The 26,483-nt window shown below is 70.8% G+C and carries 21 protein-coding genes and 2 pseudogenes; 13 read left to right on the forward strand and 10 right to left on the reverse strand.

From position 1 onward, the window contains the following. Positions 1–5: 5 nt before the first annotated feature. Complete coding sequence (locus tag ABZV34_RS15790) at positions 6–791, forward strand: aspartate/glutamate racemase family protein (protein WP_356275793.1); 786 nt, start codon at positions 6–8, stop codon at positions 789–791. 106 nt (positions 792–897) lie between these two features. Continuing rightward, positions 898–1,443, forward strand: coding sequence for a hypothetical protein (locus ABZV34_RS15795; protein WP_356275795.1), 546 nt, complete (start codon positions 898–900; stop codon positions 1,441–1,443). Positions 1,444–1,507: 64 nt separating this feature from the next. On the opposite strand, the gene ABZV34_RS15800 is transcribed toward ABZV34_RS15795, so the two are convergent. Further along, complete coding sequence (locus ABZV34_RS15800; RefSeq protein WP_356275797.1) at positions 1,508–2,581, reverse strand: O-antigen ligase family protein; 1,074 nt, start codon at positions 2,579–2,581, stop codon at positions 1,508–1,510. Positions 2,582–2,875: 294 nt separating this feature from the next. On the opposite strand from ABZV34_RS15800, the gene lnt reads away from it, so the two are divergent. From lnt to ABZV34_RS15820, 4 genes are all read left to right on the forward strand, one after another. Beyond that, positions 2,876–4,489: an apolipoprotein N-acyltransferase gene (gene lnt, locus ABZV34_RS15805; RefSeq protein ID WP_356275800.1), complete on the forward strand. Its 1,614-nt coding sequence runs from the start codon at positions 2,876–2,878 to the stop codon at positions 4,487–4,489. 80 nt (positions 4,490–4,569) lie between these two features. Further along, on the forward strand, positions 4,570–5,043 hold the full coding sequence (locus ABZV34_RS15810) for an NUDIX domain-containing protein (protein WP_356275803.1): 474 nt from the start codon (positions 4,570–4,572) through the stop codon (positions 5,041–5,043). Positions 5,044–5,104: 61 nt separating this feature from the next. Then, a complete protein-coding gene (locus ABZV34_RS15815; protein WP_356275806.1) occupies positions 5,105–5,905 on the forward strand; it encodes a 3-hydroxybutyrate dehydrogenase in 801 nt (266 codons plus the stop codon). A gap of 70 nt (positions 5,906–5,975) precedes the next feature. Continuing rightward, positions 5,976–7,901, forward strand: a complete 1,926-nt coding sequence (locus tag ABZV34_RS15820) for a GAF domain-containing protein (protein WP_356275809.1) — start codon at positions 5,976–5,978, stop codon at positions 7,899–7,901. Between the two features lie 45 nt (positions 7,902–7,946). On the opposite strand, the gene ABZV34_RS15825 is transcribed toward ABZV34_RS15820, so the two are convergent. Both ABZV34_RS15825 and ABZV34_RS15830 read right to left on the reverse strand, forming a co-directional pair. Beyond that, positions 7,947–9,332 carry an MFS transporter gene (locus ABZV34_RS15825; RefSeq protein ID WP_356275812.1) on the reverse strand — a complete coding sequence of 462 codons (1,386 nt, stop codon included), beginning with the start codon at positions 9,330–9,332 and terminating at the stop codon, positions 7,947–7,949. Positions 9,333–9,708: 376 nt separating this feature from the next. Next, positions 9,709–10,281 (reverse strand): hypothetical protein, encoded by a 573-nt coding sequence (locus ABZV34_RS15830; RefSeq protein WP_356275815.1) that lies wholly within the window; start codon positions 10,279–10,281, stop codon positions 9,709–9,711. A 998-nt stretch (positions 10,282–11,279) separates the two neighbouring features. Here ABZV34_RS15830 and ABZV34_RS15835 point away from each other — a divergent pair. Further along, positions 11,280–12,125 carry an alpha/beta hydrolase gene (locus ABZV34_RS15835; protein ID WP_356275818.1) on the forward strand — a complete coding sequence of 282 codons (846 nt, stop codon included), beginning with the start codon at positions 11,280–11,282 and terminating at the stop codon, positions 12,123–12,125. A gap of 452 nt (positions 12,126–12,577) precedes the next feature. Here the strand turns inward: ABZV34_RS15835 and ABZV34_RS15840 are convergent, their stop codons facing one another. Further along, on the reverse strand, positions 12,578–13,267 hold the full coding sequence (locus tag ABZV34_RS15840; RefSeq protein WP_356275821.1) for a TetR/AcrR family transcriptional regulator: 690 nt from the start codon (positions 13,265–13,267) through the stop codon (positions 12,578–12,580). Between the two features lie 110 nt (positions 13,268–13,377). Between ABZV34_RS15840 and ABZV34_RS15845 the strand changes: the two genes are divergently transcribed. Beyond that, positions 13,378–13,935, forward strand: coding sequence for a hypothetical protein (locus ABZV34_RS15845; protein WP_356275824.1), 558 nt, complete (start codon positions 13,378–13,380; stop codon positions 13,933–13,935). A gap of 653 nt (positions 13,936–14,588) precedes the next feature. Here ABZV34_RS15845 and ABZV34_RS15850 read toward each other — a convergent pair. After that, a complete protein-coding gene (locus ABZV34_RS15850; protein ID WP_356275827.1) occupies positions 14,589–16,295 on the reverse strand; it encodes a methyltransferase in 1,707 nt (568 codons plus the stop codon). Positions 16,296–16,386: 91 nt separating this feature from the next. After that, complete coding sequence (locus ABZV34_RS15855; RefSeq protein WP_356276131.1) at positions 16,387–17,550, reverse strand: 4-hydroxybenzoate 3-monooxygenase; 1,164 nt, start codon at positions 17,548–17,550, stop codon at positions 16,387–16,389. Positions 17,551–18,175: 625 nt separating this feature from the next. Between ABZV34_RS15855 and ABZV34_RS15860 the strand changes: the two genes are divergently transcribed. The 3 genes and pseudogenes from ABZV34_RS15860 to ABZV34_RS15870 form a co-directional block, all read left to right on the forward strand. Continuing rightward, on the forward strand, positions 18,176–18,628 hold the full coding sequence (locus tag ABZV34_RS15860) for a VOC family protein (RefSeq protein WP_356275830.1): 453 nt from the start codon (positions 18,176–18,178) through the stop codon (positions 18,626–18,628). 254 nt (positions 18,629–18,882) lie between these two features. Further along, positions 18,883–20,022, forward strand: a complete 1,140-nt coding sequence (ltaE, locus tag ABZV34_RS15865; RefSeq protein ID WP_356275833.1) for a low-specificity L-threonine aldolase — start codon at positions 18,883–18,885, stop codon at positions 20,020–20,022. Between the two features lie 57 nt (positions 20,023–20,079). Then, positions 20,080–20,190 (forward strand): annotated as a pseudogene (locus ABZV34_RS15870) (IS5/IS1182 family transposase); the annotation flags it as partial. A gap of 85 nt (positions 20,191–20,275) precedes the next feature. On the opposite strand, the gene ABZV34_RS15875 reads toward ABZV34_RS15870, so the two are convergent. Further along, entirely contained in the window at positions 20,276–20,803 is a 528-nt protein-coding gene (locus ABZV34_RS15875; protein WP_356275836.1) for a hypothetical protein, read from the reverse strand. Between the two features lie 86 nt (positions 20,804–20,889). Here ABZV34_RS15875 and ABZV34_RS15880 point away from each other — a divergent pair, with 86 nt between their 5' ends. Then, on the forward strand, positions 20,890–22,014 hold the full coding sequence (locus ABZV34_RS15880; RefSeq protein WP_356275839.1) for an NADAR family protein: 1,125 nt from the start codon (positions 20,890–20,892) through the stop codon (positions 22,012–22,014). Between the two features lie 220 nt (positions 22,015–22,234). Here the strand turns inward: ABZV34_RS15880 and ABZV34_RS15885 are convergent. Beyond that, positions 22,235–22,690, reverse strand: a pseudogene (locus ABZV34_RS15885) (alcohol dehydrogenase catalytic domain-containing protein); the annotation flags it as partial. Positions 22,691–22,702: 12 nt separating this feature from the next. After that, entirely contained in the window at positions 22,703–23,449 is a 747-nt protein-coding gene (locus ABZV34_RS15890; RefSeq protein ID WP_356275842.1) for a type 1 glutamine amidotransferase domain-containing protein, read from the reverse strand. Here ABZV34_RS15890 and ABZV34_RS15895 point away from each other — a divergent pair. Further along, positions 23,435–23,737, forward strand: a complete 303-nt coding sequence (locus tag ABZV34_RS15895; RefSeq protein WP_356275844.1) for a hypothetical protein — start codon at positions 23,435–23,437, stop codon at positions 23,735–23,737. The genes ABZV34_RS15890 and ABZV34_RS15895 overlap by 15 nt on opposite strands. 326 nt (positions 23,738–24,063) lie before the next feature. Here ABZV34_RS15895 and metE read toward each other — a convergent pair whose 3' ends face one another. Next, a complete protein-coding gene (gene metE / locus ABZV34_RS15900; protein WP_356275847.1) occupies positions 24,064–26,382 on the reverse strand; it encodes a 5-methyltetrahydropteroyltriglutamate--homocysteine S-methyltransferase in 2,319 nt (772 codons plus the stop codon). Between the last annotated feature and the right edge of the window lie 101 nt (positions 26,383–26,483).

The raw sequence follows: 26,483 nt of genomic DNA on the forward strand, positions 1-26,483 counted from the left end.
ACCGGGTGAAGATCGCGCTCATGGACTCCGGAATCGGACTGCTCGCTGCTGCCGCCGCGGTACGTCGACTGCGGCCCGACGCCGATCTCGTCCTCTCCTCGGCGCCCGACAGCATGCCCTGGGGACCCCGTACGCCCGAGGACGTGACCGAGCGCGCGCTCGCGGTCGCCGAGGCGGCGGCGAGGCACCGTCCAGACGCGCTGATCGTCGCCTGCAACACCGCCTCCGTGCACGCGCTGCCCGCCCTGCGTGCCCGCCTGGAGCCGGACGTGCCCGTGATCGGCACGGTCCCGGCGATCAAGCCGGCCGCGGCCGAAGGCGGTCCCGTCGCGATCTGGGCCACTCCGGCCACCACCGGCAGCCCGTACCAGCGGGGACTCATCCGCGAGTTCGCCGAGGGGGTGGCGGTCACCGAGGTGTCGTGCCCCGGACTCGCCGACGCCGTGGAGCACGGCGACCAGGCGGCGATCGACGCCGCGATCGCCTCGGCCGCCGCCCGGACCCCCGACGATGTAAGGGCCGTCGTCCTGGGGTGCACCCATTACGAGCTGGTCGCCGAACGGATCCGCGCGGCCGTGCAGCGGCCCGGCCTCCCGCCGCTCGTCCTGCACGCCTCCGCCGGCGCGGTCGCTGCGCAGGCGCTGCGCAGGATCGGCGCCTTCCCGGACCCGGGAGCGGCCGCCGACGGCACCGTCACCGTGCTCCTCAGCGGCCGGGCGGGGGTTCTGCCCGAGCCCGCGCTCGCGTACGAGGAGGGCCTTCTCCTGCGGGCGGTCAGCCCCGCCCGCTGACCGTCGGTCACCGCTCGGGCGCCCTCCGTCCGCGGAGCTCCGGGCAGGAGCAGTGACCCTCTGCGAGCCGGTGCCCGCGCTGCGGAACATGAGTAGTCTCTTACGCATGAGGGACCACCCCCACGGCGAATACATCCCGCACTCCGATGTCTGGACCGGGCGGGCGACCAATCGCGTCCAGTGGCTTCCGGCGCTCGCCGGCGCCGCCTGCATCGCGCTCGGCATCGAACTGGCCGTCGAGTCCACCTGGACCTCGGGCGTCGCCGCGCTCGCCATGTCCGTCGTCGGCTGCATCGCCGCGGGACTGCTCGTCCTGTTCGGCACACTCGCCTTCGTGCACGTCGCCGTGAAGGTGGACAAGGACTCCCTCGAAGTGCGCTGCGGTCACGTCGGTCTGCCCCGGCGCCGCATCCCGCTCTCGGAGGTGGTCGGCGCCGACTTCGCGCCCAGCGTCACGCCGTGGCAGTGGGGCGGCTGGGGCTACCGCTGGCGTCCGGAGAAAGGCACCGCCGTCATCGTCCGGCGCGGCGAGGGCATGGTGCTCAGACTCGGGGACGGCCATACGTTCACCATCACGGTGGACAACGCGGAGGCGGCCGTACGGGTGATCCGGGACAGGCTCCGGCCGGCCACTCCCGGCACCGTGATCTGATCCCGCGCGCCGTTCGGGCCTGTGCGCCCGTACGGCCATGAGGCCGGGGTGCCGACTCGCGGGTTCACGGTTCGAGCCGGTGCGCCCAGAGACGCTCGTCCTCCCGCGAGGCCTGCTCCGGACACCCGTCCGCCAACGGCCGTGCCGTCGCGAGCCCCGCGAGCAGCCCCGCGCCTGCCGTCACCGTGGTGAAACTCAGCGCGTTGCCCACCGACGCGATCACGGCCAGAGCGGTCAGGCCCGCCCCCGCCGTCAGCACGATCGCCGTGGACTGCGGAGAGCGCCAGAGTGAGTAGAGGACCCAGCAGAAGAGCACGGCGAGCAGCAGAGCGCCGACCACGCCCTGCTCGGCCACCTGCTGCAGTACGGCGGAGTGGGGCTTGCCGTCGGGCAGCGGCGCCAGCGCGCTCGTCGGGCTGAGCTCTCCGTAGCGGCCCGGTCCCACTCCCAGTGCCGGATCCCGGCCGACCAGATGGAGCGCGTCCTGCCAGAGCAGCACCCGGTGCTCGGTGAGCTGACCTTCGAGGGAGGCGGTCAGCCCGTCCGGGAGGGCGTCCTCGGCGACGGCCCAGGTCGTCGACGTGACCAGTGCCGCGGTGAGCGCGAAGGCCCCGAGGCCGAGGCCGCGGTGCCGCACGCGGTCGGCGGCGAGCGAGCACAGCAGCACCGCGGCGCCCAGGGCGCATCCCGCGGCCGAGCCGAGGACCGCGGCGGTCACCGTGATCCCGACGGCCAGCAGGCGCAGCGCGAGCCGCAGGGCCGCCGGGCGCGCCGTCCGGGCCGCGCAGCACGCCGCCGCGATGGAGAGGGTCAGCAGCGCGGCCGTGGCACCGCTGTGCCCGAGCGGCGCCGTGATCTGCGGGCCCGGGGTGGTGTACCGCTCGGTGAGAGCCAGGCCGAGTCCGACGAGGGCCCCGGCGCAGGGGGCGGTGACCGGCGCGACCGCGCCCAGGATCCGGCCCGAGGCGTAGCCGGCGGCCATCGCGAGCACCGCGAGCAGGACGCCCTCGGGGCGTCCGTCGTGCACGGCCGCAGTGATCAGTGACCAGACGGCGCAGGCCCCGAGCACGATCACACCCGCCGCGTCCGAAACGTTTCGTCTCTCGTTCGCGGCCATCGCACCGGCCGTGGACGTCATCCCCGTCGAACCCACCCCGTCGCCCCCCGACCTGTGACGGACCCCGACCATCGTGGCCGCATCAGGCCACGTCGGAGGCTCGGGCACACCGTAACGGCTGATGCGCCGGTTTGTGGATGACTTGCGCAGAAAAACGATGCATCGGACGGGCGGCGAGCGGCGCCCGGGGCGAGTGAGCCGTCTCGGGGGGCGCGGAACCCAGGGTCGGGGCCGACCGGGAACAACGGGAGTTCCAGCAGCCCGGGGACCGACCGTGCTTGTCGGAGCGCAGGTCACGCGCCGTACACTCCCCGGGTGACCGCCACCGCAACCTCCGTAGACGAGCCGGAGCAGCTCGAACCCCAGGCCGCGCCCGCATCGCGCGGGGCCAGACTGGCACGGCGATACGCTCCGGCCGCCGTCGCGGCGCTCTCCGGCGTACTGCTCTACGTCAGTTTCCCGCCGCGCACGGTGTCGTGGCTGGCCCTGCCCGCCTTCGCGGTCTTCGCAGGGGTCCTGCGCGGCCGCTCCTGGAAGGCGGGGCTCGGACTCGGCTACCTGTTCGGACTCGGCTTCCTGCTGCCGCTGCTCGTGTGGACCGGCGTCGAGGTCGGCCCCGGGCCGTGGCTTGCCCTCGTCGTCGTGGAAGCGGTGTACATCGCGCTCGTCGGCGCGGGCATCACTCTGGTGTCCCGGCTGCCCGGCCGGCCCCTGTGGGCCGCCGCCGTGTGGATCGCGGGTGAGGCGGCACGCGCGCGTGCGCCGTTCGGCGGCTTCCCCTGGGGGAAGATCGCCTTCGGGCAGGCGGACGGAGTGTTCCTGCCGCTTGCCGCGCTGGGCGGAACTCCGGTCCTCGGGTTCGGGGTCGTGCTCTGCGGTTTCGGGCTGTACGAGATCGTGCGCCAGGTCGTCGAGGGGCGTCGCACCGGTGTCGTACGACGGGGGGCCGCAGCCGTGGCGCTGCTCGCCGTCGCGGTCCCCGTGGTCGGGGCGCTCGCGGCGCGGGCCCTGGTGAGTGACAAGGCCGAGGACGGCACGGCGACCGTCGCGGTGATCCAGGGCAACGTTCCGCGCGCGGGACTCGAGTTCAACGCCCAGCGGCGCGCCGTCCTCGACTACCACGCGCGGGAGACCGAGCGGCTGGCCGCCGAGGTGAAGGCGGGCAAGGTCGCCCGGCCCGACTTCGTCCTGTGGCCGGAGAACTCCTCCGACGTCGACCCGTTCACCAACGCCGACGCCCGCGCCGTCATCGACACGGCGGCCAAGGCCATCGGCGCGCCCATCTCGGTCGGCGGTGTCGTGGAGCGCGACGGCAAGCTCTACAACGAGCAGATCCTGTGGGACCCGGTGAAGGGGCCCCTGGACACGTACGACAAGCGGCAGGTCCAGCCGTTCGGCGAGTACCTTCCGCTGCGCTCGCTGCTCGGCGCGATCAACAAGAACTGGACGTCGATGGTCCGCCAGGACTTCAGCCGGGGTCACAAGCCGGGCGTCTTCGCGATGAACGGCACCGGGGTCGGACTCGTCACCTGCTACGAGGCCGCCTTCGACTGGGCCGTGCGCAGCACCGTGACCGACGGGGCGCAGATCATCTCGGTGCCGAGCAACAACGCGACCTTCGACCGCAGCGAGATGACCTACCAGCAGCTGGCCATGTCCCGGGTCCGTGCCGTGGAGCACAGCCGTACCGTCACGGTGCCGGTGACCAGCGGCGTCAGCGCCGTCATCATGCCGGACGGCAGGATCACCCAGCGGACCGGGATGTTCGTCGCGGACTCGCTGGTCCAGAAGGTGCCGCTGCGGTCTTCCGAGACCCCCGCCACGCGGATGGGGATCCTCCCCGAGATGCTCCTGGTGCTGGTCGCGGCGGGCGGGCTCGGATGGGCCGGAGCCAGGGCGGTCCGTGGGCGCCGGGGCGAGAGGGGCTAGTTCCGCGGCGCCGGAGCGGGGCCGGAGCGGGGTCGCGCGGCCACGGGCGGATGGCGGAAGCGGACCGTTAGGGTCGGGCCATGGCTACTCCTGACTTCATCCGTACGATCCGGGCCTCCGCGGGGCATCAGCTGCTCTGGCTCCCCGGAGTCACCGCCATCGTCTTCGACGACGAGGGCAGAGTGCTGCTGGGCCGGCGCACGGACACCGGCAAGTGGTCGGTCATCGGCGGCATCCCGGATCCGGGCGAGCAGCCCGCGGCCTGCGCCGTGCGGGAGGTCTTCGAGGAGACCGCGGTGCATTGCGTCGTCGAGCGCGTCGTACTCGTCCAGGCCCTGGACCCGGTCACCTACGCGAACAACGACACCTGCCAGTTCATGGACGTCACGTTCCGCTGCCGGGCCGTCGGCGGCGAGGCGCGGGTCAATGACGACGAGTCGCTGGAGGTCGGCTGGTTCCCGGTCGACTCCCTGCCGGAGCTGCACGAGTTTGCCATGTTCCGGATCAAGCAGGCACTGTCCCCTGCTCCCGCATGGTTCGACACCACGACCTGAAGTGCAACTGTGTGGGGTGACCACATGTGTGGGGGCGGGTAGGGCTCCCTAGGGTCGAGCCATGACCACGCCCAGCGCCCTCCCGGGCCCCCACACCCCCTCGTCAGGCCTCGACGGCCGTACCGCCCTGGTCACCGGCGCCGCCGGCGGCATCGGCCGAGCCTGCGTGCTGCGGCTGGCCGCCGACGGGGCCACGGTACGGGCGGTCGACCTGGACACCGCGGGACTGGACGAACTCACCGAACTGGCGCGAGGACTCCCGGGCACCGTCGAGCCGCACCCCCTCGACCTCACCGACCTCGACGCCGCTGAGCTCGCCGCCGCGGGCACCGACGTTCTCGTCAACAACGCCGGACTGCAGACGGTGCGGCCCATCGAGGAGTTCCCGCCCGAGGTCTTCCACACCATGCTCACAGTGATGCTGGAGGCCCCGTTCCGGCTGATCCGCGGCGCGCTGCCTCACATGTACGGGCAGAGCTGGGGCCGCATTGTCAACGTGTCCTCGGTCCATGGACTGCGCGCGTCAGCCTTCAAGTCGGCGTATGTGGCCGCGAAACATGGGCTGGAGGGGCTGTCGAAAACGGCCGCCCTGGAAGGCGCCCCCCACGGAGTGACCTCGAACTGTGTGAACCCCGCCTACGTGCGCACCCCACTGGTCGAGAAACAGCTAGCGGACCAGGCGCGGGTCCACGCCGTTCCCGAGGAACGGGTGCTGTCCGAGGTGCTGCTGCGGGACAGCGCGGTCAAACGGCTCGTCGAACCCGAGGAGGTCGCCGAGGCGGTGGCCTATCTGTGCGGGCCCCGGGCCTCTTTCGTCACCGGCACGTCGCTGGTCATGGACGGCGGCTGGACGGCGCACTAGCCGGTCCGGTCGCCGCCGGGTTATCCACAGGGCCGGCCGGGCCGGCCCGACGACAGGTCATCCTTTGAGCATGTCCCGCGATCACGTGCAGTCCGCCGAACGCTCCGCCGACAACGCCGAGACGCCCTTCCTCCACCTGCTGGCCAGAGGCGCCCCCGCCGAGGCGTACGAGCAGCCGGTCCTGCTCGCCCGCGCGGAGAGCTGTCCCGCCGCCCGCATCGCCGCGCTCGAAGAGGCCAAGCTGCTCGCCCTGCGCGTGCGTTCCGAGATGGAGGGCCGGCGTCGTCGCGAGGCCGAACTGTCCGCGCTCTTCGAGACCGCCCACGACCTGGCGGGCCTGCGCGACCTCGACGCCGTACTGCGCGCGATCGTGCAGCGGGCCCGGTCACTGCTGGGCACGGACGTCGCGTACCTCAGCCTGCACGACGAGGCCGAGGGAGACACGTACATGCGGGTCACCGAGGGCTCGGTCGCGGCACGCTTCCAGCAACTCCGGCTCGGCATGGGGGAGGGGCTCGGCGGGCTCGTCGCCCAGACCGCCCGCCCGTATGTCACCGACGACTACTTCAAGGACGACCGCTTCCAGCACACGCGGGCCATCGACGCGGGCGTCCGGGACGAGGGCCTGGTCGCCATCCTCGGCGTGCCCCTCATGATCGGGCGCCATGTCATCGGAGTGCTGTTCGCCGCGGACCGCCGGGCACGGATCTTCGAGCGTGAGCAGATCGCCCTCCTGGGCTCGTTCGCGGCACTGGCCGCGGCGGCCATCGACACGGCGAACCGCCTGTTGGAGACCCGCTCGGCCCTCGACCGCCTGGGCCGTGCCAACGAGATCGTCCGGGACCGCAGCGCGGTGATCGAGCGCGCCTCGGACGTCCACGACCGCCTTGCCGAGCTGGTGCTGCGCGGCGGCGGGGTCCATGACGTGGCCGCCGCGGTGTCCGAAGTGCTCGACGGCACGGTCGAGTTCACCGGGACGGAAACGGCGGCCGACGCCGCCCTCCAGGCCTCCCGTGCCGAGGGGCACGCGGTACGGCACGGCCAGGACTGGGTCGCGGCCGTGGCGGCCGGGGGCGAGCTGCTCGGCGCGCTGGTGCTGGGCGGACACCCAGGTCTCGACCCCGTCGACCAGCGCACCCTCGAGCGCGCCGCGATGGTCACCTCACTCCTCCTGCTCGCCAGACGCTCCGCCGCCGAGGCCGAACAGCGCGTGCGCGGCGAACTGCTGGACGATCTGCTGGACGCCCGGGACCGCGACCCACGTCTGCTGCGCGAGCGCGCGACCCGTCTGCACGCCGACCTGGACGCCGTCCATGTGGTGCTCGCCGCCCGCCTGGACACCGCCGCCACCGATGCCGACCGCGAGGCGGACGCACGCCGTCGGCTGTGGTCCGCCGCGTCCCATCTGGCCGCGACCGGACACGGACTGGCCGCCGCCCGGGACGGCGGCACGGTACTGCTGCTCCCGCTCGGCCCGGGCGAGACCGCCACCGACCTGGCCCGCCGCACGGCCGGACAACTGGGCACCGCCGTCCACGAGGCCGTCACGGTCGGCGCCTCGGCACCCCTCGAAGCCCTCGCCGCGCACCCTGAAGCGGTGGCGGCGGCGTACGCGGAGGGGAAGCGCTGTCTCGAAGCACTGCGCCGGCTCGGGCGCTCCGGGGACGGTGCCGCGGCCGAGGACTTCGGTTTCCTGGGACTGTTGCTCGCCGGGGACCGTGACATCTCCGGTTTCGTGGGGCGGACCATCGGCCGGGTGGTGGCCTACGACCGGGAGCGCGGCACCGACCTGCTGCGCACCCTCGACGCCTACTTCGCGTGCGGGATGAGTCCGGCGCGTACCAAGGACGACCTGCACGTCCATGTGAACACGGTGGCCCAGCGGTTGGAGCGGGTGGGCCGGCTGCTGGGAGCGGACTGGCAGAACCCGGCCCGTGTGCTCGAGATCCAACTCGCCCTGCGACTGCACCGGTTGTCCACGACCGCAGGGCGGTGACCCCCGTACGCGCGTACGGGGGCCGGGAGATGAGGAGGTGCGGAGTCAGGCCGTGGAACGCGCATCCGCCGCCGGTACGGAGACCTCCGCCTCGCCGTGGTCCGCGACATCGGCCAGGTCGCGGTGCCGGGTCTCCTTGGCTACACCCACCGCGATCAGGGTCAGGACCGCCGCCGCGATGACGTACAGGGAGATCGGTGTGGAGCTCCCGTAGTCGGACAGCAGCGCGGTCGCGATCAGCGGGGCGGGGGCGCCCGCCGCGACCGAGGCGAACTGGGCGCCGATCGAGGCACCGGAGTAGCGCATCCGCGTCGCGAACATCTCGGAGAAGAAGGCGGCCTGGGGCGCGTACATCGCGCCGTGCAGGACGAGTCCGACGGTGACGGCGAGGACCAGGTCGCCGAAGCCGCCCGTGTCGATGAGCGAGAAGAAGGGGAACATCCACAGCCCCACACCGGCGGCACCCAGCAGATAGACGGGCCTGCGGCCGATCCGGTCCGACAGCGCGCCCCAGGCGGGGATGACGGCGAAGTGCACGGCGGAGGCGATCAGTACCGCGTTGAGCGCGGTCTGCCGGGAGACACCGGCGGACGTGGTGGCGTACACGAGGATGAACGCGGTGATCACGTAGTAGCTGATGTTCTCCGCCATCCGAGCGCCCATCGCGACCAGGACATCACGCCAGTGGTGGCGCAACACGGAAACCAGCGGCAGTTTCTCCGCGGCGGATCCCGGTGCCTTCCCGCGCTCCTCGGCCCGCGCCAACGCCTCCCGGAACACAGGTGATTCATCGACAGACAGCCGTATCCACAAACCGACGACGACCAGCACGCCCGACAGCAGGAACGGGACGCGCCAGCCCCAGGCGAGGAAGGAGCCGTCCGACAGGGTGGCGGTCAGCAGCGAGAGCACGCCGGTTGCCAGGAGTTGCCCCGCGGGAGCCCCGGTCTGCGGCCAGGAGGCCCAGAACCCGCGCCGCTTCGGGTCCCCGTGTTCGGACACCAGCAGGACGGCGCCGCCCCACTCGCCGCCCAGCGCGAATCCCTGGACGAGGCGCAGTGCCGTCAGCAGCACGGGGGCCGCCGCGCCGACTGTTGCGTGCGTCGGCAGCAGACCGATCGCGAACGTCGCCCCGCCCATCAGCAACAGGCTGAGCACCAGCAGTTTCTTCCGGCCGAGCCGGTCCCCGTAGTGTCCGAAGACCAGCGCGCCGAGGGGCCGCGCCGCGAAGCCGACCGCGTACGTGAGGAACGACAACAGCGTTCCGACGAGCGGGTCGGAGCCGGGAAAGAAGAGCTTGTTGAAGACGAGCGCGGCCGCCGAGCCGTACAGGAAGAAGTCGTACCACTCGATGGTGGTGCCGACGAGACTGGCGGCGACGATGCGCTTGAGGTTGGCGGGTGGTGGGGGAGCGGTTGCCGCGGAGGCCATGTGCGCCACTTCCTTGTGTGCCGTGGGGACGGGTACGTGTGGGCACACCGTAGGAAAACGCAGGTCAGGGGCACATGTGGTGGGGCACCATAGATCGGGGGGTGGCTATGCGTGTGGCGCCCATGCCGCTCGTGGGAGGTTGGTCCAAGACCTTGAAGGGAACTGGAACGAGTGCCGTCCGGGATGCCCTTGTTGGGGATGATCCAGTGCCGGCGTGCTGACTCCCGTGCTGGTTCGGTGCTGACCAAAAGCCCGTGTCATCACCCGTCTCCACCTGTCCCGCGCTGACTTGGCGCTGACCGCGCTCCGTTGAACTCGGGCATCTGGGGTTGATCGGGTCGGAGTCGTTGCGTGGTGACCGGGCTGAGAGGGTGCGTCAGGTGGCGGCTTCGCAGCGCAGGCTCGCCGCCTCGTCCCCGATCTCCCGGTAGGCCCGCGCCGCTCGCAGGTAGGAGCGCTGGCCGTCGTCGTCGACCAGGTCACCCAGCGTTTCCAGGGCTTCGGCCTGCCGGAAGTTCGGCTGGAGCGCATCCATCAGTTCCACCGCCTCGATGAGTGCGGCGACCGCCTCCGCGCGGCGGTCGAGGCCTGCCAGGAATTGCCCGGTGCGCATCAGCGCGTACGGACGGCACTGGGCGGCGATGGTGGGCGTCATCCCCGCTCCCTCGGCGTCGATCAGTTCGAGTGTCGTGCGGTACTGCTGAAGGGCTTCAGCGAGGCGTCCTTCCTTCCGGCGGCAGTGGCCGATCTGCGACAGGGCTTGCACGTAGGCGTCGACGTCCCCGGCAGCCCGGAACATTTGCGCCGCCGGCGTCGCGGACTCCGCGGCTTCGGCGGGCCTCTCCAGCGGGAGCAGGGCACGTGAGGTGTAGTCGTGTGCTGCGGCGATCTGCGTCGTGGCGCCGCTCAGTTCGGCCAGACCGAGGGCCTGTGCGGTGCGGCGGAGCATGGCTTCCGGGTCGCTGGGCGGCACCCAGTCGACCCCAGGCGAGGTAGTTGAGCTGCGTCGCCTGTTGCGCCGTATCGGCGAGAGCGGCGGCGTCCGTGCCGAGGCTGAAGACCTCGCGCCAGGGGGGGCGTGAGCCCAGCGGTCGGAGAACCAGTGCATCGACTCGGCGCAGTCCAGGACGAGTGAGTACTCTTCGGCGGCTGTCCCGGACCGCAGCGCCCCCAGCCGTTCTGCACGGTCGTCCGCAGCCACTCCTCGGCTTCCTCCGCACTGCCGAGGGTGGGGAACTCCGGGTCGGGTCGGCCGTATCCGGGCTCGAACCAGCGCGCGGCGGCCGTCGCCGTCCGCAGCAGCCAGGAGGTCACCCGATCCGGTACGGCCGCGGCGTCGCCGCCCTCCTCCGCCTGGAGGCGGTCCCGGGCGAACAACCGGACGAGGTCGTGGAACCGGTACCTCCCCGCCGCGCCGTCCTGGAGCAGGCCGAGGTCCACGAGATCGTCCAGCGCCGCCCGGGTGTCCCCGAGCGGGAGCCCGCCGGCGACCGAAGCCAGGGCGGCGTCGAAGTCCGGACCTGGCACCTACGCCGATCTGCGGAAGACCTGCGGGGAACTGCCGGCCGCGCCAACGCGTCGTGCCGCTTTTCGCGCTGGAGGCGCACAGGTTTCTGGATTTCGCTCGGATGGTGAATTCGTAAACCACCTGCCCCAGGCGGGGCAATTTGCACGGGGACGTGTGAAACGGAGCCAGCGGAGTATTCGACTTCCCGAGGAAGATCGAGGCGGGAAGTCGCCATCACACCCCCTGGTGTCGTGACCTGTGCTTTTCGGGAGTGAGGCATAGGCGTTGTGGCCCCAGGTGCTGATGTGGTGGCATGGCGCTACCGTCGTGTGGAGACCCCGGGGCGTGTCGTCGGTCGGCAGCGCGTTTCGATTTCGATGTGCTTGCCCGCCGTACTTGTTCATGGATGCGTTCCCTCCGGTGGAACAAGGAGGATTCCGATGGCGTCCCTTACTCGACCGCGGTATCTCCCGATGACTCTGGCGGCGGCCACGATCGCCGTCACCTGCATGGTTGCCGCGGTTCCGCCAGGCGACGCTGCGAAGGCGGGAACACGCGACAGACAAGCGAAGCCCACCGTCGTCCTCATCCATGGGGCGTGGGCGGACACGTCGAGCTGGAACGGCGAGATCAACCTCCTGCGGAAGGCGGGTTACACGGTGCGTGCCATCGGCAACCCGCTGCAAAACCTGACCGCCGACGCGCAGACGGTGAAGGACTTCCTCAAGACCATCAAGGGCCCGATCGTCCTGGCGGGACACTCCTACGGCGGTTCGGTCATCACGAACGCCGCGCAAGGGGTCAGCAACGTCAAGGCCCTCGTCTACGTCGACGCGGCAGCGCCGGCCGTCGGGGAGACCACAGGACAGCTCAGCGGTCCGACGTCTGTGCTGACGAAGAAGCCGCCGTCGGAACTGTACGACGCGGTGCCGTACGCGAACGCGCCCTCCAAGGCGTCGGCGTTGTACCTCAAGGAGAACGTCTTCGTCACGAAGTTTGCGAGCAGCGTGCCGCACGAACAGGCCGTAAACCTCTGGGCCACCCAGCGCGCCGCCACCACCGTGGCCTTCCAGACCCCGTCCAAGTACGCGGCGTGGAAGACGATTCCCTCCTGGTACTTCATCAGCAGCGGGGACCAGATCATCACGCCGGACTCGGAGAAGAAGATGGCGCGCCGCGCCAACTCGAAGGTCACGATCTACCACGGTGGTTCGCATCTGACCTTGGTGTCGGACCCCGCCGCGGTCACGAAGGTGATCCGGTCGGCGATCTCGTCCGTGAAGTGATGGAGCGCGAGGCGCATGCCGAGTCACCGGCGTGAGTGAACGGGGGCCGAAACTGCCGCGCGACGCGGTGCGCACCGGCTGATCGCCGGCGGGCACCGCATCGCCGCGCCGGGGTCGGCCCACAACCTGGGGACCTGGCTCAGGCGTGGGCAACGTGATGTTCTGCAGACACTTTCTCCACCACGACGCTCATTTCGTCCCCGCTTTGCCCCTCCGGGCGGCCGCGGCCGAACTTGACTGGGGTCGTCGCGGATCTCGATAGCTGGCATGAATCGGGGGCCGCGATCGAGGAGTGGCTTTTCCGGTCGGCCACTCACCTGCGGACTTGGCACGGTCCGCTCGGCTCACTGGTGGCTGCACCGGCCGACGAGGCCGCGCCGCTCAACACCGCGTGTCAGTCGGTGCGAGAGCCCGCTCCACACTCGACGCGGCCGGTCGAGTTCCGACCGCGGTTACGCGCTGGGCGGCGAGCACTCGATGTCGGAGACCGTCGTGGTCGCCGAGGACGCCTGGCCGGGTGTGGGGGCGGTGGGCTCGTCGAGCCCACGGGCGGTGTGGATCCGCAGCAGGCCGTCGATGCCGCGCACCAGGGTCTCGCCGGCCGGCACGGGGTCGCCGAGGTAGCCGGCGCTCATCGCGCCGTCGCGCAGCATGACGAAGTGCCGCCCGGCGTGCTCGGCCTGCGCGGCCGTGATCTCGGCGAACAGTCCGGTGATCGTCTGCAGGAACCACTCGCGGTGTTGCACGACGGCACGGTGGACCGGGTGGTCGGGATCGGGGAATTCCGCTGCCGCGTTGAGGAAGGCGCATCCGCGGTAGCCGGGCGAGCGGATCTGCTCGACCAGGGACGCACCGATGCCTCGCAGGATGCCGTCGTTCGGCACGTCCGCGGCCGTCAGGGAGCCGATCTGGGTGCGGACCGCGTGGTCGACGCTTCCGATGTAGGCGACGGCGAGGTCTTCCTTGCTCCGGAAGTGACGGTAGAAAGTGGCGTTGGTGATCTTCGACTCGGCGACCAGGCGGTCGACGCCCACCGTGTGGATGCCCTCCGCGTAGAAGAGCTGCCCGGCGGTCCTCAGGAGCCGCTCCCGGGCCTCGGAGACCCTCCTGCCGGTGCCTGTGCCGGCTTCCGTCCGTGTCATATCCCCATGGTAGCGGGTAGAACGCTCTCTCTTGTTTTCGGGGAAGGGATGTGCCAGGCTCCAAACAAGAGAGATCGTTCTCTCTATTCACCACTCACTTGGAGAACCCCATGGCATCCGCCGCGACCGCCGAGCACGTCGGCGCCACGCCCGCTCTGCGTCGGCTGTACTTCGGCCGCTTCTTCTTCGCCGCCGCGTGGGCGGCGTTCCTGCTGGTGTCCGGCTCCGACCTCACCACCGGGGTCAAGGTGCTGCTGTTCGTCTATCCCGCCTTCGACGTGGTCGCGGCCGTCGTCGACTTCAGGTCCGCGGGCGTTGCCGGGCCGGTCAAGGGCCTGTACGCCAACATGGCCATCAGCGCGCTCGCCGCCGTCGGCGTCGCGCTCGCCAGTGCCTCGGGCGTTGCCGACGTGCTGCGCGTCTGGGGCGCGTGGGCGGTCGTCTCCGGACTGGTCCAGCTCCTCGTAGGCATCGCGCGACGGCCGATGGGCGGCCAATGGGCCATGATCGTCAGCGGTGGCATCTCGGTGCTGGCCGGCGCCTCCTTCATCCGAGGCGCCTCACAGGATGACCCCTCGCTGACCGCCCTCGCCGGCTACGCCACGCTCGGAGGGATCTTCTTCCTCGCCTCGGCGTTCCGCCTGTCCCGCTCGGCCCGCAGGGGCTGACCGGTGGCGACCGGGGATCGCTGCAACATGACCGGTCGGGCTGTCGAGTGAGCGGCTCGGCGGCCCTGTCGGTGCGGGTCTTCGTGCGCTTGTTCGGGTGATAGCTGGAGCCGATCATGAGGACGTCGGGACGGACCAGTTCGCGGACCCGTCTCTCCCCGGTGCGGTCCGCATGGCCGCCGGCAGGATCAGCACGGCGGCTCGGCGGCCCGCGTAGGCGATCGCGGAGGGAAGCCCTCATGGGAGTGGGCGGTGACGTATGCCCTGCATGCGGACCTTTCGCCGGAGGCGGCGGGCAGCGGCGGCTTTGGCTGGAGTTGGTGATCCGCGGGAGTGGTGTCACTCGGCGGGCGGAAGACCTCCTGACGCACCGCAGGCTTGCATTGAGGGGGCTGGCCGGACCGGCGGCCTCCGCATGGTGACGACGGTGTGCGGTCGATGGCCGAGCCTGACTGGAGCGTCACATGGCTCGTCGCCGCATGCCGGGTGGGCCTCTCGCGGCAGGGAGGGATCCCGGTGCGGATTCCGTGCTGACTCACAGACCGCAGATCGGCTCCGGCTGGCACCGCGAGCCGTCGCACCCCCGTCCACCACCGCTGCGTCGCGGGCGCCTTCGGCGGACCGCGCACAGAACTCGGCTCCTTCCAGACCGCTTACGAGCTGGACCTGGATTCGTTGCTCGTCGGTCCGGTCTTGCGGGCGTGCAGCACGCTGCCGTCCAGGGGCAGCGGCGCCCGGTCCACCAGGGTGAGGCCCGCGTCGGCGAACAGCCGGGCGTAGTGGTCTGCGCGCCGTTCGCGGCCGCCTACGTTGCACATCATGTGCAGGTCCCAGGCCGTGGCCAGTGACGCCGAGCCGTCGGCGGGCAGGACGCGTTCGACGACGAGCAGATCGGCGGTGTCGGGCATCGCGCGGGCGCAATGGCGCAGGATCTCGCGGCAGCGCTCGTCGTCCCAGTCGTGCAGGACGCGGGAGAGGAGGTAGACGTCACCGCCCACTGGTACCTCCGCGAAGTCGCCTGCCCGGAAGGTGCACCGCGCCGTGTGGCCCGCCGCACCGAGGAAGCGACGGGCGGTCTCGACGGTGTGCGGGCGTTCCAGCAGGATGCCGTGCAGGCGGGGGTGTGCGGAAAGGATTCGTCGGAGCAACTCGCCGTTGCCACCCGCGATGTCGACCACGGTGCCCCCTTCGGCCGCTGCGACGAGGACCGGGTGGTCGGGCAGCGGGTCGAACATGCGTGAGCCGGCGGCCATGGAGAGGTCGAAGAGTTCGGCGAGTTCGGGATCGCGGGCGAAGTGGTCGAAGTGGTTCTCGCCGAAACGCTGCTCGAACGCGACCTGTCCGGTGAGCACGGTGTGCCCGAGTCCGGCGAAGGACTCGTAGAACGGCCCCCCGTACATCAGCGCCAGCGGCCGCATGGACCCTTCGGCGTCCGCGCGCAGCAGTCGGCCGGTGTCCGTGAGCCGGAATCCGTCGCGGTCCTCGCTCACCACGCCGAGCATGGTGAGGTAGCGCAGCAGGGTGGCCAGGTTCGGCGCGAGCGCACCGACGTTCCGCGCCAGTTCCGCCACACCGACGCCCTGTTCCTCGTCCATCGCGTCGGCCACCTCCAGGCGCGCGAACGTGGCCAGGGCCTGGGTCGTCCACGCCCCGGTCAGCAGGCGCAGCAGGGACTCGGCGGGCTGCCGTTTGCGGTGCTCGTCGAGGTGGGCCGCGAGGACGTCGCGGTGGTCGCCGGGGACGTACAACTCCACACGCCGGTACGCGGCCTTGGCCGCGGCGGGCGCGGTGAAGTAGAACACCGTGCCGTTCTCGTGAGGGTTGTAGCCGCCGCCGTCCGGGGTGGCGCCGTACTGTCCGAAGGCCGCGCACAGGCCGCGCAGCACCAAGGGGTCCGGTGCCTCGACCTCGAAGGCGACATGCGCCTCGTGTTGCCGCTCCCGTTCGTGCGCCGCGACCGGGGCGAGGTCCGACCCCGGCGGGACCGTCAGCGCGAACACCTCGACCGTGCGCCGCACTCCGTCCACGCACTCCACCGCGGGGCGCAGAACGCCGACGTCGAGCTCCGCCTCACACCGCTTGTGCCGTTGGGCGAGGCGCTTGCGTACGACGACGCTCGGCCGTGGCGGCGCGTCCGCGGCGAGCCCGCAGTCGGCGAGCGTGGCGTCCAGCGCCGCCTTGTCGGGCGGGAAGACGAGCAGCGCCGCATGAGAGAAGTCGCAGCGCTCGACCAGGGTCCGCAGTTCCGGGCCGTCGAGCCCGGGAAGCAGGAGCGGGAGCAGTGTGGCGGTGTCCTGTTCCTTGACGAAGTCGACCGTCGCGCGCAGGCGGGACGTATCGCCCGACAATGCCGTGATCATTGCGGGGGGGATCCTCATTCCGGTGTTCGGATGAATGCGTGCGGATGAATGCGTACGGATGTACGCGGGTGCGGAGCGTGGGGATGGCGGGCTATACACCGACGTAGTGCTCGGCGAACCAGTCCTGCCGGCTGCGCGAGGTGCGCAGCGAGGTGAGGCGGGAGCGGCGCAGGGAGTTGTGGAACAGCGACTCGCCGTCCGCACCGGACGGGCCGTGCAGCAGCCCGATCATCCAGTGCGAGAACTCCTGCGCACGCCAGATGTGGGTCAGACACCGCGCCGAGTAGCCGTCGAGGCCCTCGGGGTCCCCGTCGACGAGGTCGTCGATCAGGGCGCGGGCCAGGACCGCGGCTTCGAGGACCGCGAGGTTGGCGCCCTTCGCGGCGGACGGGCTGATCAGACCGGCGGCGTCGCCGACAAGGAACAGCGAACCGTGGCGCAGCGGTTCGAGCACGTCGGACTCCAGGTCGACGACGGACCGCTGCACGACGCGCCCACGGCGCAGGGGGCCGTACTCCCGGGCCCGCATCCGCAGCTCCAACTCGTCCCAGATCCGTTCCTCCGGCCAGGCGTCGGCCGGGGTGCCACGCTCACATTGCAGGTAGTAGCGGGTGACCTCGCTGGTGCGGGCCATGTGCCCGGCGAACCCGCGCTCGTGCACCGCGTACCCGACGGCGTCCAGACTGGGCGGTGCCTCGGCGAGCAGACCGAGCCAGGTCACACCGTGATCGCGATGGTGGCGAACGGTGCCGGGCGGCAGTGAACGCCGGGCCGCGCCGTGACGACCGTCGCAGCCGGCCACGTACCGCGCCCGCAACAGGCCGGGCCGCCCGTCCGCCTCACGTACGACCACCTCAGGCCGCTCGCTGTCGGCGGCGCGCACGGCCACCGCCTCGGTGCCGAAACGGATCTGTCCGCCGCGGTCCACATACCGCGTCAACAGGTCGGTGACCAGTTCCTGTTGGGGGTAGACGGTGTGCGGCTCCCCTTGCCCGAGCCCGCTGTAGTCCAGCCGGAACCGGCCGTCCTCGGTACGGAACTCGCAGGTGCTGTGGATCTCCCCGTGCCGTCGCAGCCCTTCGGCGAGACCGTGCCGCTCCAGGATCCGCACGGTGTGGGCGGCGAGGAACCCGGCACGTGCCCGCGTCTGCACATGAGTGCGCTCGGCCCGCTCCAGGACGACGCAGTCGATCCCCCGGTCCACAAGGATGTTGCCGAGCACGAGGCCTGCCGGCCCGGCCCCGAGGACGACCACATCGGTCGTGTGGTCGTCCGGTCGCGGCCGGATCTTCCCGTCTGTCACGGAACCAGATACTAAGTGGCTTAAAAACTGCGGTCACACAGAAGTCACCTGAATGCCCGTCTTGATCCAAACCAGGCGGTGTACTCATTTGCGGGCGGTCGGGCGGGAGATGTCCGTCCCGGCCGCGACACGCACGACGGGACGGCCTGCGCGGACACGTTCGACGAGCAAGCAGGCAGGCAGGCCCGCTCTTCCATGGCCGCGGGCTCGAGTTCTTCCTTCGCCCCGGTTCTTCGCGTGGAAGGCGCCGCCCGTACTGGCGAGGACCGGCTGAACACCTGTGTGCGGCCGACGTGTGCTCCAGGAACAAGTGCGGGCAAAACCGCTCGGCGAGGCCGCGCTCGGTGACGCCACCGTCGAGTTCCCCCCGCTTCCGGACCCGGGCCGCGCACCGCGGAAGTTCTGCTGCTGCCCGTCCGTCGGCCCGTCTGCATCGCCTGCATACGTGGAGACGGCGAGGTGGAGAACGCCGTGCGCCTGAGACCCCGTAGGGCTTTCGTCCGCGCACCGATGAGTTCCGCTGGCTCGGCCGGTCTAACCCGTCGTACACCACCGAACCTCGGACTGGAGACCCACCATGGCCACTCCCGCGCACGCCGGTCGCATGCTGTTCGTGAACATCCCCGTGGCGGACATCGAGCGCAGCAAGGCGTTCTTCGCGCGGCTCGGGTTCGGCTACAACCCGATGTTCACCGACGAGACCGCCGCCTGCATGCTGGTCGGCGAGCAAGCCTCCGTCATGCTGCTCAGCCACGACACGTTCGCGAAGTTCGCGAAGCTGCCGATGGCCGACCCCACCACGCACACGCTGGCGCTCTACTGCTTCAGCGTGGCCTCCCGCGACGAGGTCGACACGGTCGCTGAGGCCGCGCTCGCCGCGGGCGGCTCCGAGGCGGACGGCCCCGAGGACCACGGCTTCATGTACTCACGAAGCTTCTTCGACCTCGACGGCCACGGCTGGCAGGTCATGTGGATGGATCCGTCGAGCACCTCGGACAGCTCGGCTTCCGGGACGCCCGCGAGTACGTGATCCTGCTCGGACCGGTGGTCGTCGCCGGTTCGAGCACGGGCTGATGTCGTCGGGGCAGGTCGGCGCGGTCGCGGGGCGGGCTTGTGACCACGGCGCTCGATGCGGTCTCGCGGGCCGGGGTGGCGCGGGACCCGCCGGTCCGCGGGTCTGACGCACAACCGGTGGTGCGGACCACCCCAGCCTGTGCGGGCGGACGACGTGAGCGTCCTCCCCCCGCGCGGTCACGGCCCCGCCAGCCGTGGCAGAGTGTGCGTGTGCCGACCACCGACAGCGCCCGCGCCGCTGACCCCGCCGATGTCTCCCACGCCGAGAACGAGGCGGAGGCCGCCCGTGACGAGCTCGGTCACCTCGTCGACCTGCGCAGCGACACCGTCACTCGGCCCAGCGAGGCCATGCGCCGGGCCATGGCCGAGGCCGAGGTGGGGGACGACGTCTTCGGCGATGACCCCACCGTCAACGCGCTCCAGGAGCGGATCGCCGGGCTCCTCGGATTCGAGTCCGCGCTGTTCGTCTCCTCGGGCACCCAGAGCAACCTGTGCGCCCTGCTGACCCACTGCGGTCGCGGAGACGAATACATCGCCGGTCAGATGGCCCACACGTACCGGTGGGAGGGTGGCGGCGCAGCCGTGCTCGGAGGCATTCAGCCCCAGCCGCTCCCGCATCGGGCGGACGGGACGCTGGACCCGCGGGACATCGCGGCGGCCGTGAAACCGGACGACCCGCACTTCGCCCGAACGCGGTTGCTCTGCCTGGAGAACACCGTCGGCGGCCGGGCTGTGTCCATGGACTACCTCAAGACGGCCACGCGGGTCGCCAGGGACCGCGGACTCGCCACGCACCTCGACGGGGCGCGGCTGTTCAACGCCGCGGTGGCCGGCGGGGACGACCCGTACGACCAGGCACGACTGATCGCCGGTCACTTCGACAGCGTCTCGGTCTGCTTCAGCAAGGGACTGGGGGCGCCCGTCGGCTCGGCGCTCGTGGGGTCCCGGGAGTTCGTGGCGGGTGCGCGACGCTGGCGCAAGGTCCTCGGTGGCGGGATGCGTCAGGCGGGCGTCCTCGCGGCCGCGGCTCTCCACGCGCTCGACCACCACGTGACACGGCTCGCGGACGATCACGCGCACGCGGCGCTGTTCGCGGAGGGACTGAAGGGGCTGGAGGGCCTGACCGTCGGGCCGAGCGCGACCAACATGGTCTTCGCGGAGCCTGCTCCCGGCCTCGATGCCGACGAGGTGAGCGCCCGGCTGGAACGTCGTGGCCTCCTGTGCGGCGCGTACCCGGGCCAACTGCGCTTCGTGTTCCACCTGGACGTCACGCGCGTCGATGTCGAACGCGCGATACGGATCGTCCGTGAGACCGTGACCGAGGCGATCGGCGGGCCGGCCGAGAGCTGATCGTTCTCACCTCAACCGCGACGAGCCGCTCAAGTGGTCGCGAATCCAGGTCGCTTCTCCGGCGCGGGCATCCTCCGCCGGGTCGTCGAGCGCGCCCTCTCCTGGTTCCACGGCTTTCGGCGCCTGCGCATCCGCGGGGGACGACGCGAGGGCATCCACGAAGCCTGATTCCCCCTTCCTCGGCCTCGCCACCCGTTTCGTCGCCCACCGCTTCATCACCCACCGCTCCGTTGGACGGCTTGGTCGGAACCGCTCAGAGAGCCGGTACGGGGGCGGGTCCGGGACGCGGGGTGAGCGCTTCCAACCGCTTGATCCTCTTCCGCACGACGTACAGGGGGATCACCCCGAGAAATCCGAAGGACATGTCGATGACTGTCCACCAGAAGGGAATTCCGCGGAGCGGCCCGCAGATCAGCGCGAGCGGGACGATGCCGGCGCAGGCGATCATGCCGAACTCGACGACCCAGATGTTGCGGACGGGGTCGCGGTACGGCCCGTAGAAGGCCACCGCGATCACGAGATGGGCGAAGGCCAGCCAGTCCGTGCCGTACAGCAGGAAGGGGTACTCGGCGTCCGCGGTGTCGAGCCCGCGGCGTACGCGCTCGATCCAGTCCATCAGGGTGGGCAGGTGCTCGGGTACCGAGAGGGCTCGCAACAGGTCCTCGGTCCAGTGCAGTTCGTGCACCAGGGGGAAGGCCGTGGCGCCGCTGAGCACCAGGCAGACGATGAAGATGACCAGCCATGCGCGAATGCCCTTCACCAGGGCGGCTCTGTCGCTCATGGCGCCAGCGTACGCCAAGTTGAACATGTTCAAAACCAACGGGAAAAGGGGGTGCCGGCCCGCTGCCCGTCCGACATCATCGCTGCATGACCGGCAGACGCATCACCCACCGCATGGCGGACGGCTCCCGCATACCCGGAACCTGGCGCCCTGTGTTCATCCGCAATGGCGACTACTTCCTCACCGATCTCTTCATCTACGCCGACGGCCTCATCGACTGTTGGGGCCTTGTCACTCTGGGGGAGTTCGAGGAGAAGCTGCGTTGCGGCTGGGTGGCGACGACACTGCCGGAGGGTGCGCGGGCGTCGGCCCACGATCTGGCCGCCTGGAAGTTCAGTGAGCCCTGTGTGTGGCACACACCCGAGGAGCTCCTTGCCGAGGTACGCGACACCATCGACGAGTTGAACGGCCGGCCCGACTCCATCGGCCGCTGCCTGGCCGCCGTGGAGACATTCCTCGCCGACCGTACGGAACCCCACCGCGCGGCCGCCCGGGAGGCGTACCTCGCGATACCGGCGACCCGGCGGCGGTATGCGCTCGGCGACATGGACAGCAAGGACTGGCCCCTCAAGGTGCTGGTTGCCGGCCTCGGCGGCACGGTCGAGGGCCTGGCCGAGCCCGTCGCCCAGGACGACTACGACAGTGCCGTCTCCTACTTCGAGGAACGGAACCGCGTGCACGCCGAGTACGCCCAGCGGGTGCCGGCGGACGGCCCCGACAGTCCGTACTCGCCGTCGATCCACCTGTACGAGTCGTATCCACAGAAGGTGTCGGACGATCCGGGCACACGCGCACTGCGCAACGAATACCCGTCGCCGATCACCGTGGGCCAGGACGGCGCCGTCCATGCGACCGTCCTCCACGCCTACTGGGCGCTGTCCGTCGCCGAGCCGCACGCCCGGGAGGCCGTGCGCACCGCGAAGTCCGTCTTCGACGCCCGCGCCGTGGCCGCCGAGGTGCCACGCCGGCCCCACTGGGAACACGTCCGTACCGCTGTCATGACCGACCTGCTCCGCGCCAAGTTCGGCCGACATCCCGATCTCGCCGCCGTCCTGCTGGCCACCGGCGACGCCACCTTGGTCTACGACGAACACTCCGCCTTCTGGGGCGACCGGGGTGGGCGTGGCCGCAATTGGACGGGCCGCCTTCTGGAACTGGTCCGTTCCGAACTCCGAGCCCGCGAGGCGGGATGGGAGGCCGGCAGACACTGACGGCAGACCGGAGGCAGGTGATTCGGCGCCGTCATGGTCGTGTGAAGGACGTGTCGATACTTCGCGCAGCAGGGAATGCGCACGCTGCTATACGGCGTTTGCAAGCACATGGGAAAGCGGGGAGGAATCGGCGGATTTCACCCTCCGTTACCCGCCCACACCTGTTCACGCATTGAGGAGACACTTTCGTGAGCATGCTCTTCGAGCCCATCACCCTTCGGTCCAGGGAGAGGCCGTCAGGGATGCACACCACGTAGTTCTCGTCGACGACGATGGCCTGGGAGTAACCGCCGTAGGTGGGCCGGCCGTCCTTGCCGGTGGCGTTGTAGGTGCCGACCGTGCCGCTGCCCGTGCAGTACTGCTCGTTTCCCGCCTTGCAGTTGTCGCAGGTGCGGCAGGAGTCGACCATGCATCCGACGCCGACACGGTCGCCGGCGCGGAACTTGGAGACGCCCGGGCCGACTTCAGAGACGATGCCCGCGATCTCGTGGCCGGGGACCATCGGGAAGATCCCTTCGTCCCAGCCCTCGTCGACCTGGTGGATGTCGGAGTGACAGATGCCGGCGAACTTGATGTCGATCAGGACGTCGAACTCGCCGACGTCGCGGCGCTCGATGGTGGTGCGTTCCAACCGAGACTTCGGAGAGCGCGCGGCGTACGCGGTGGTGGTGGACAATCTGCTGTTTCCCTAAGTAGTGGTTGCGAGACTGTCAGCGGTCGAGAGGCAGGGGTGACCTGCTGAGGCGCCGGGCGCCGCCCGGCGCGATGCGTCAGCGGCCGGTGAGCGCGGCGACGAGACTTTCGGCCAGCGGCTTGTGGAGGCGGGGTTCTGGCCGGAGTAGAGGTTGCCGTCGACGACGACGTGTGCGTTCCAGGCCTTGTCGGCGGACCGGACGACGGCACCGCGTGCCTTGAGGACGGTCTCCACCAGCCACGGTGCCTGGTCGGCGGTGCCGTTGAGCCGTTCCTCCTCGTTGGTGAACATGGTCAGTGTGCGTCCGGCGAAGAGCCAGCGTCCGCCGGGCAGGTTCGCCGACAGCAGCGCGGCCGGACCGTGGCACACAGGGGCGATGATCTTCCCCGCGGCGTCGGCCTCGACCAGGATGCGGCCGAGGTCGGGGTCGTGGGCCAGGTCCTCCATCGGGCCGTGCCCGACGGGCACGAAGATCGCGTCGTAGTCAGGCGTGTTGACGTCGGACAGCGCCGTGGGGTTGGCGAGCGCCTCGGCCGCCGCGTCGATGTAGGCGGCGAAGGCCTCGGCCTCAGGGCCCGCGGCCTCCGGTCGCAGACTCACGGGGTCGGCGGCCGGCTTGCCGCCCACGGGGGCGGCGATGTCGACGGTGAACCCGGCCTCGGTCAGGATGCGGTGCGGGACCGCGAACTCCTCGGCCCAGTAACGGAGCTGGTGGGCGAGCTGGCGATGAAGAGTCAGCACTTCCGCCACGGGTGGGCCGACCACAAGGTCTTCGACCGCACCCACGGTCACAAACGCCACCGCCATCCCGTCGTCGGCGACCTGACCGTCGACTACCAGGCCTTCACGATGCCGGGGGAGAACGACCAGACCCTGTTCCTCTACCTCCCGGCCCAGGACCAGGCCTCACAGGACGCGTGGAAACTGCTGGCCAGCTGGAGCGCCCGGGAGCCGGCAGCGCCACGGGATGCCCGAGGCCACACCACTACCACTGGCCGAACCACCCCGCTCACCGGGCGACTTGATTAGCGTTCATCCCCGGTGGCCGGGAAACCCGCCCGGCTCCTGATGAGCGAACGGGCCGGGTGGCTTCTCGAGGAACTCGGTCATCGCGACGAGGGGCCGCCCGCAGGGACCGCAGCCCCGCGCCCTGGCCGCCGAGCCGGCGCCGTGTCGCGTCGGGACTTCCGAAGCCGCGCGGGGACAGCGCGGCCATCGGCTCGCCGTTCACGACGCCGTGCGCGGCTGTCGCTTCATGGTCAGTGCCTCCTTGTGGTGCGGCGCCTCGTGGTGCGGCGGGCCACCGGCGGGCTGGGAGAGCGCCAGCCGCGGTCTCCCAGCCCGCCGTACGGGGATCAGGGAGCGGACAGCTCCGCGCGAACCGTCAGGGCGGCGGTGACCAGACTCTCCAGCGAGGCACGGGTCTCGGGCCAGGCGCGGGTCTTCAGGCCGCAGTCGGGGTTGACCCACAGGCGTTCGGCGGGGATGGCCTCGAGTCCGGTGCGCAGCAGTCGGGCGGCTTCGTCGGCGCTGGGTACGCGGGGTGAGTGGATGTCGTAGACGCCGGGTCCGGCCTCGCGCGGGTAGCCGTGGGCGGCGAGTTCGCGGGCGACCTGCATGTGGGAGCGGGCGGCTTCCAGGCTGATGACGTCCGCGTCGAGGTCGTCGATGGCCTGCACGATGTCACCGAACTCGGCGTAGCACATGTGGGTGTGGATCTGGGTGTCCGGGCGTACGCCGCCGGTGGTGAGCCGGAAGGCCTGGGTGGCCCAGTCCAGGTAGGCGGGGCGGTCGGCGGCGCGCAGGGGCAGGGTCTCGCGCAGCGCGGGTTCGTCGACCTGGATGACCGAGGTACCCGCGCTCTCCAGGTCGTCGACCTCGTCGCGCAGGGCGAGGGCGACCTGGCGGGCGGTGTCGGCGAGGGGCTGGTCGTCGCGGACGAAGGACCAGGCGAGCATGGTGACGGGTCCGGTGAGCATGCCCTTGACGGGTTTGGTGGTGAGCGACTGGGCGTAAGTGGTCCAGCGCACGGTCATGGGTTCGGGCCGCGAGATGTCGCCGGCCAGGATCGGCGGGCGGACGTAGCGGGTGCCGTAGGACTGGACCCATCCGTGCTGGGTGGCGAGGTAGCCCGTGAGCTGTTCGGCGAAGTACTGCACCATGTCGTTGCGTTCGGCTTCGCCGTGCACGAGGACGTCGATGCCGGTCTTCTCCTGGAAGGAGATCACCTCGCCGATCTCCGCCCTGACGCGTTTCTCGTATCCGGCGACGTCGATCCGGCCGGTGCGCAGTTCGGCTCGTGCGGTGCGCAGTTCGGCGGTCTGCGGGAAGGAGCCGATGGTGGTGGTCGGCAGGAGGGGGAGACGCAGGTGCGCGCGCTGGGCGGTGGCGCGCTGGGTGTACGGCTGGGAGCGGCGGGCGTCGGTGTCCGTCACGGCGGTGGTGCGGGCGCGTACCGCCGGATCGTGGGTGATCGCGGAGGCTGCCCGGGAGGCGAGACCGGCGCGGTTGGCGGCCAGTTCGGCGGCGATGGCGTCGGTGCCCTGGCCGAGGCCCTTGGCGAGCGTGGCGATCTCGGTCGTCTTCTGGCGGGCGAAGGCGAGCCAGCGCAGGATCCGCGGGTCGATGTCCCGTTCCGCGGACGCGTCGAGCGGGACGTGGAGCAGGGAGCAGGAGGCGGCCACGTCGACGCGGTCGGCCAGTCCGAGCAGAGTGCCGAGGGTGCTGAGGGACTTCTCCAGGTCGTTGACCCAGATGTTGCGGCCGTCGACGACACCGGCGACGAGGCGCTTTCCGGGCAGTCCGCCCACGCCCGCGAGCGCGTCCAGATGGGCGGAGGCCGACTCCGTGAAGTCCAGGGCGAGTCCCTCGACGGGGGCCTTGGCGAGGACGGGCAGGGCGTCGCCGAGGCGGCCGAAGTACGAGGCGACCAGCAGCTTCGGCCGGTCGGCGAGCCCTCCCAGTTCGCGGTAGGAACGCTCAGTCGCCTTCAGCTCGGCGGGGGTGCGGTCCTGGACCAGAGCCGGTTCGTCGAGTTGGATCCACTCGGCGCCTGCCGCGCGCAGGTCTGCGAGTACTTGGGCGTAGACGGGCAGCAGCCGGTCCAGCAGGGTCAGCGGTTCGAAGTCCGCGCCGACTCCGGGCGCCGGCTTGGCCAGCAGGAGATAGGTGACCGGCCCGACGAGGACGGGCCGGGGCGTGAGGCCGAGGGCGAGTGCTTCACCGAGCTCGGCGACCTGCTTGGCGGAGTCGGCCGTGAAGACGGTGTCGGGTCCCAACTCGGGGACCAGATAGTGGTAGTTGGTATCGAACCACTTGGTCATCTCCAGGGGCGCCACGTCCTGGGTGCCGCGCGCCATCGCGAAGTACCCGTCGAGCGGGTCGGCTTCGACGGCGGCGCGGTGGCGCTCGGGGATCGCGCCGACCATGACACTGGTGTCGAGGACGTGGTCGTAGTACGAGAAGTCGCCGGTGGGTACCTCGTGGATGCCGGCCTCCGCCAGGCTCCGCCAGTTGTCGCGGCGCAGATCAGCGGCCGTGGCCCGGAGAGCGTGGGCGTCGGCGCGGCCCTTCCAGTAGCCCTCGACCGCCTTCTTCAGTTCCCGGTGCTGGCCCTGGCGGGGGTAGCCGTACACGGTGGCCCGTGCTGCCGCGGCTGCGGACTTCGCTGTCACGGAAATCTCCTTCGCGAGATATCTCCCTGGGATCCCGGGACGGGACGCGGACGCGAAGGGGTGACGAACCAGACGGAGAAACCCCGCGCGGCACAGCGCGG

Source organism: Streptomyces sp. NPDC005195, assembly GCF_040608315.1.
GTDB classification, from domain to species: Bacteria; Actinomycetota; Actinomycetes; order Streptomycetales; family Streptomycetaceae; genus Streptomyces; species Streptomyces kaempferi.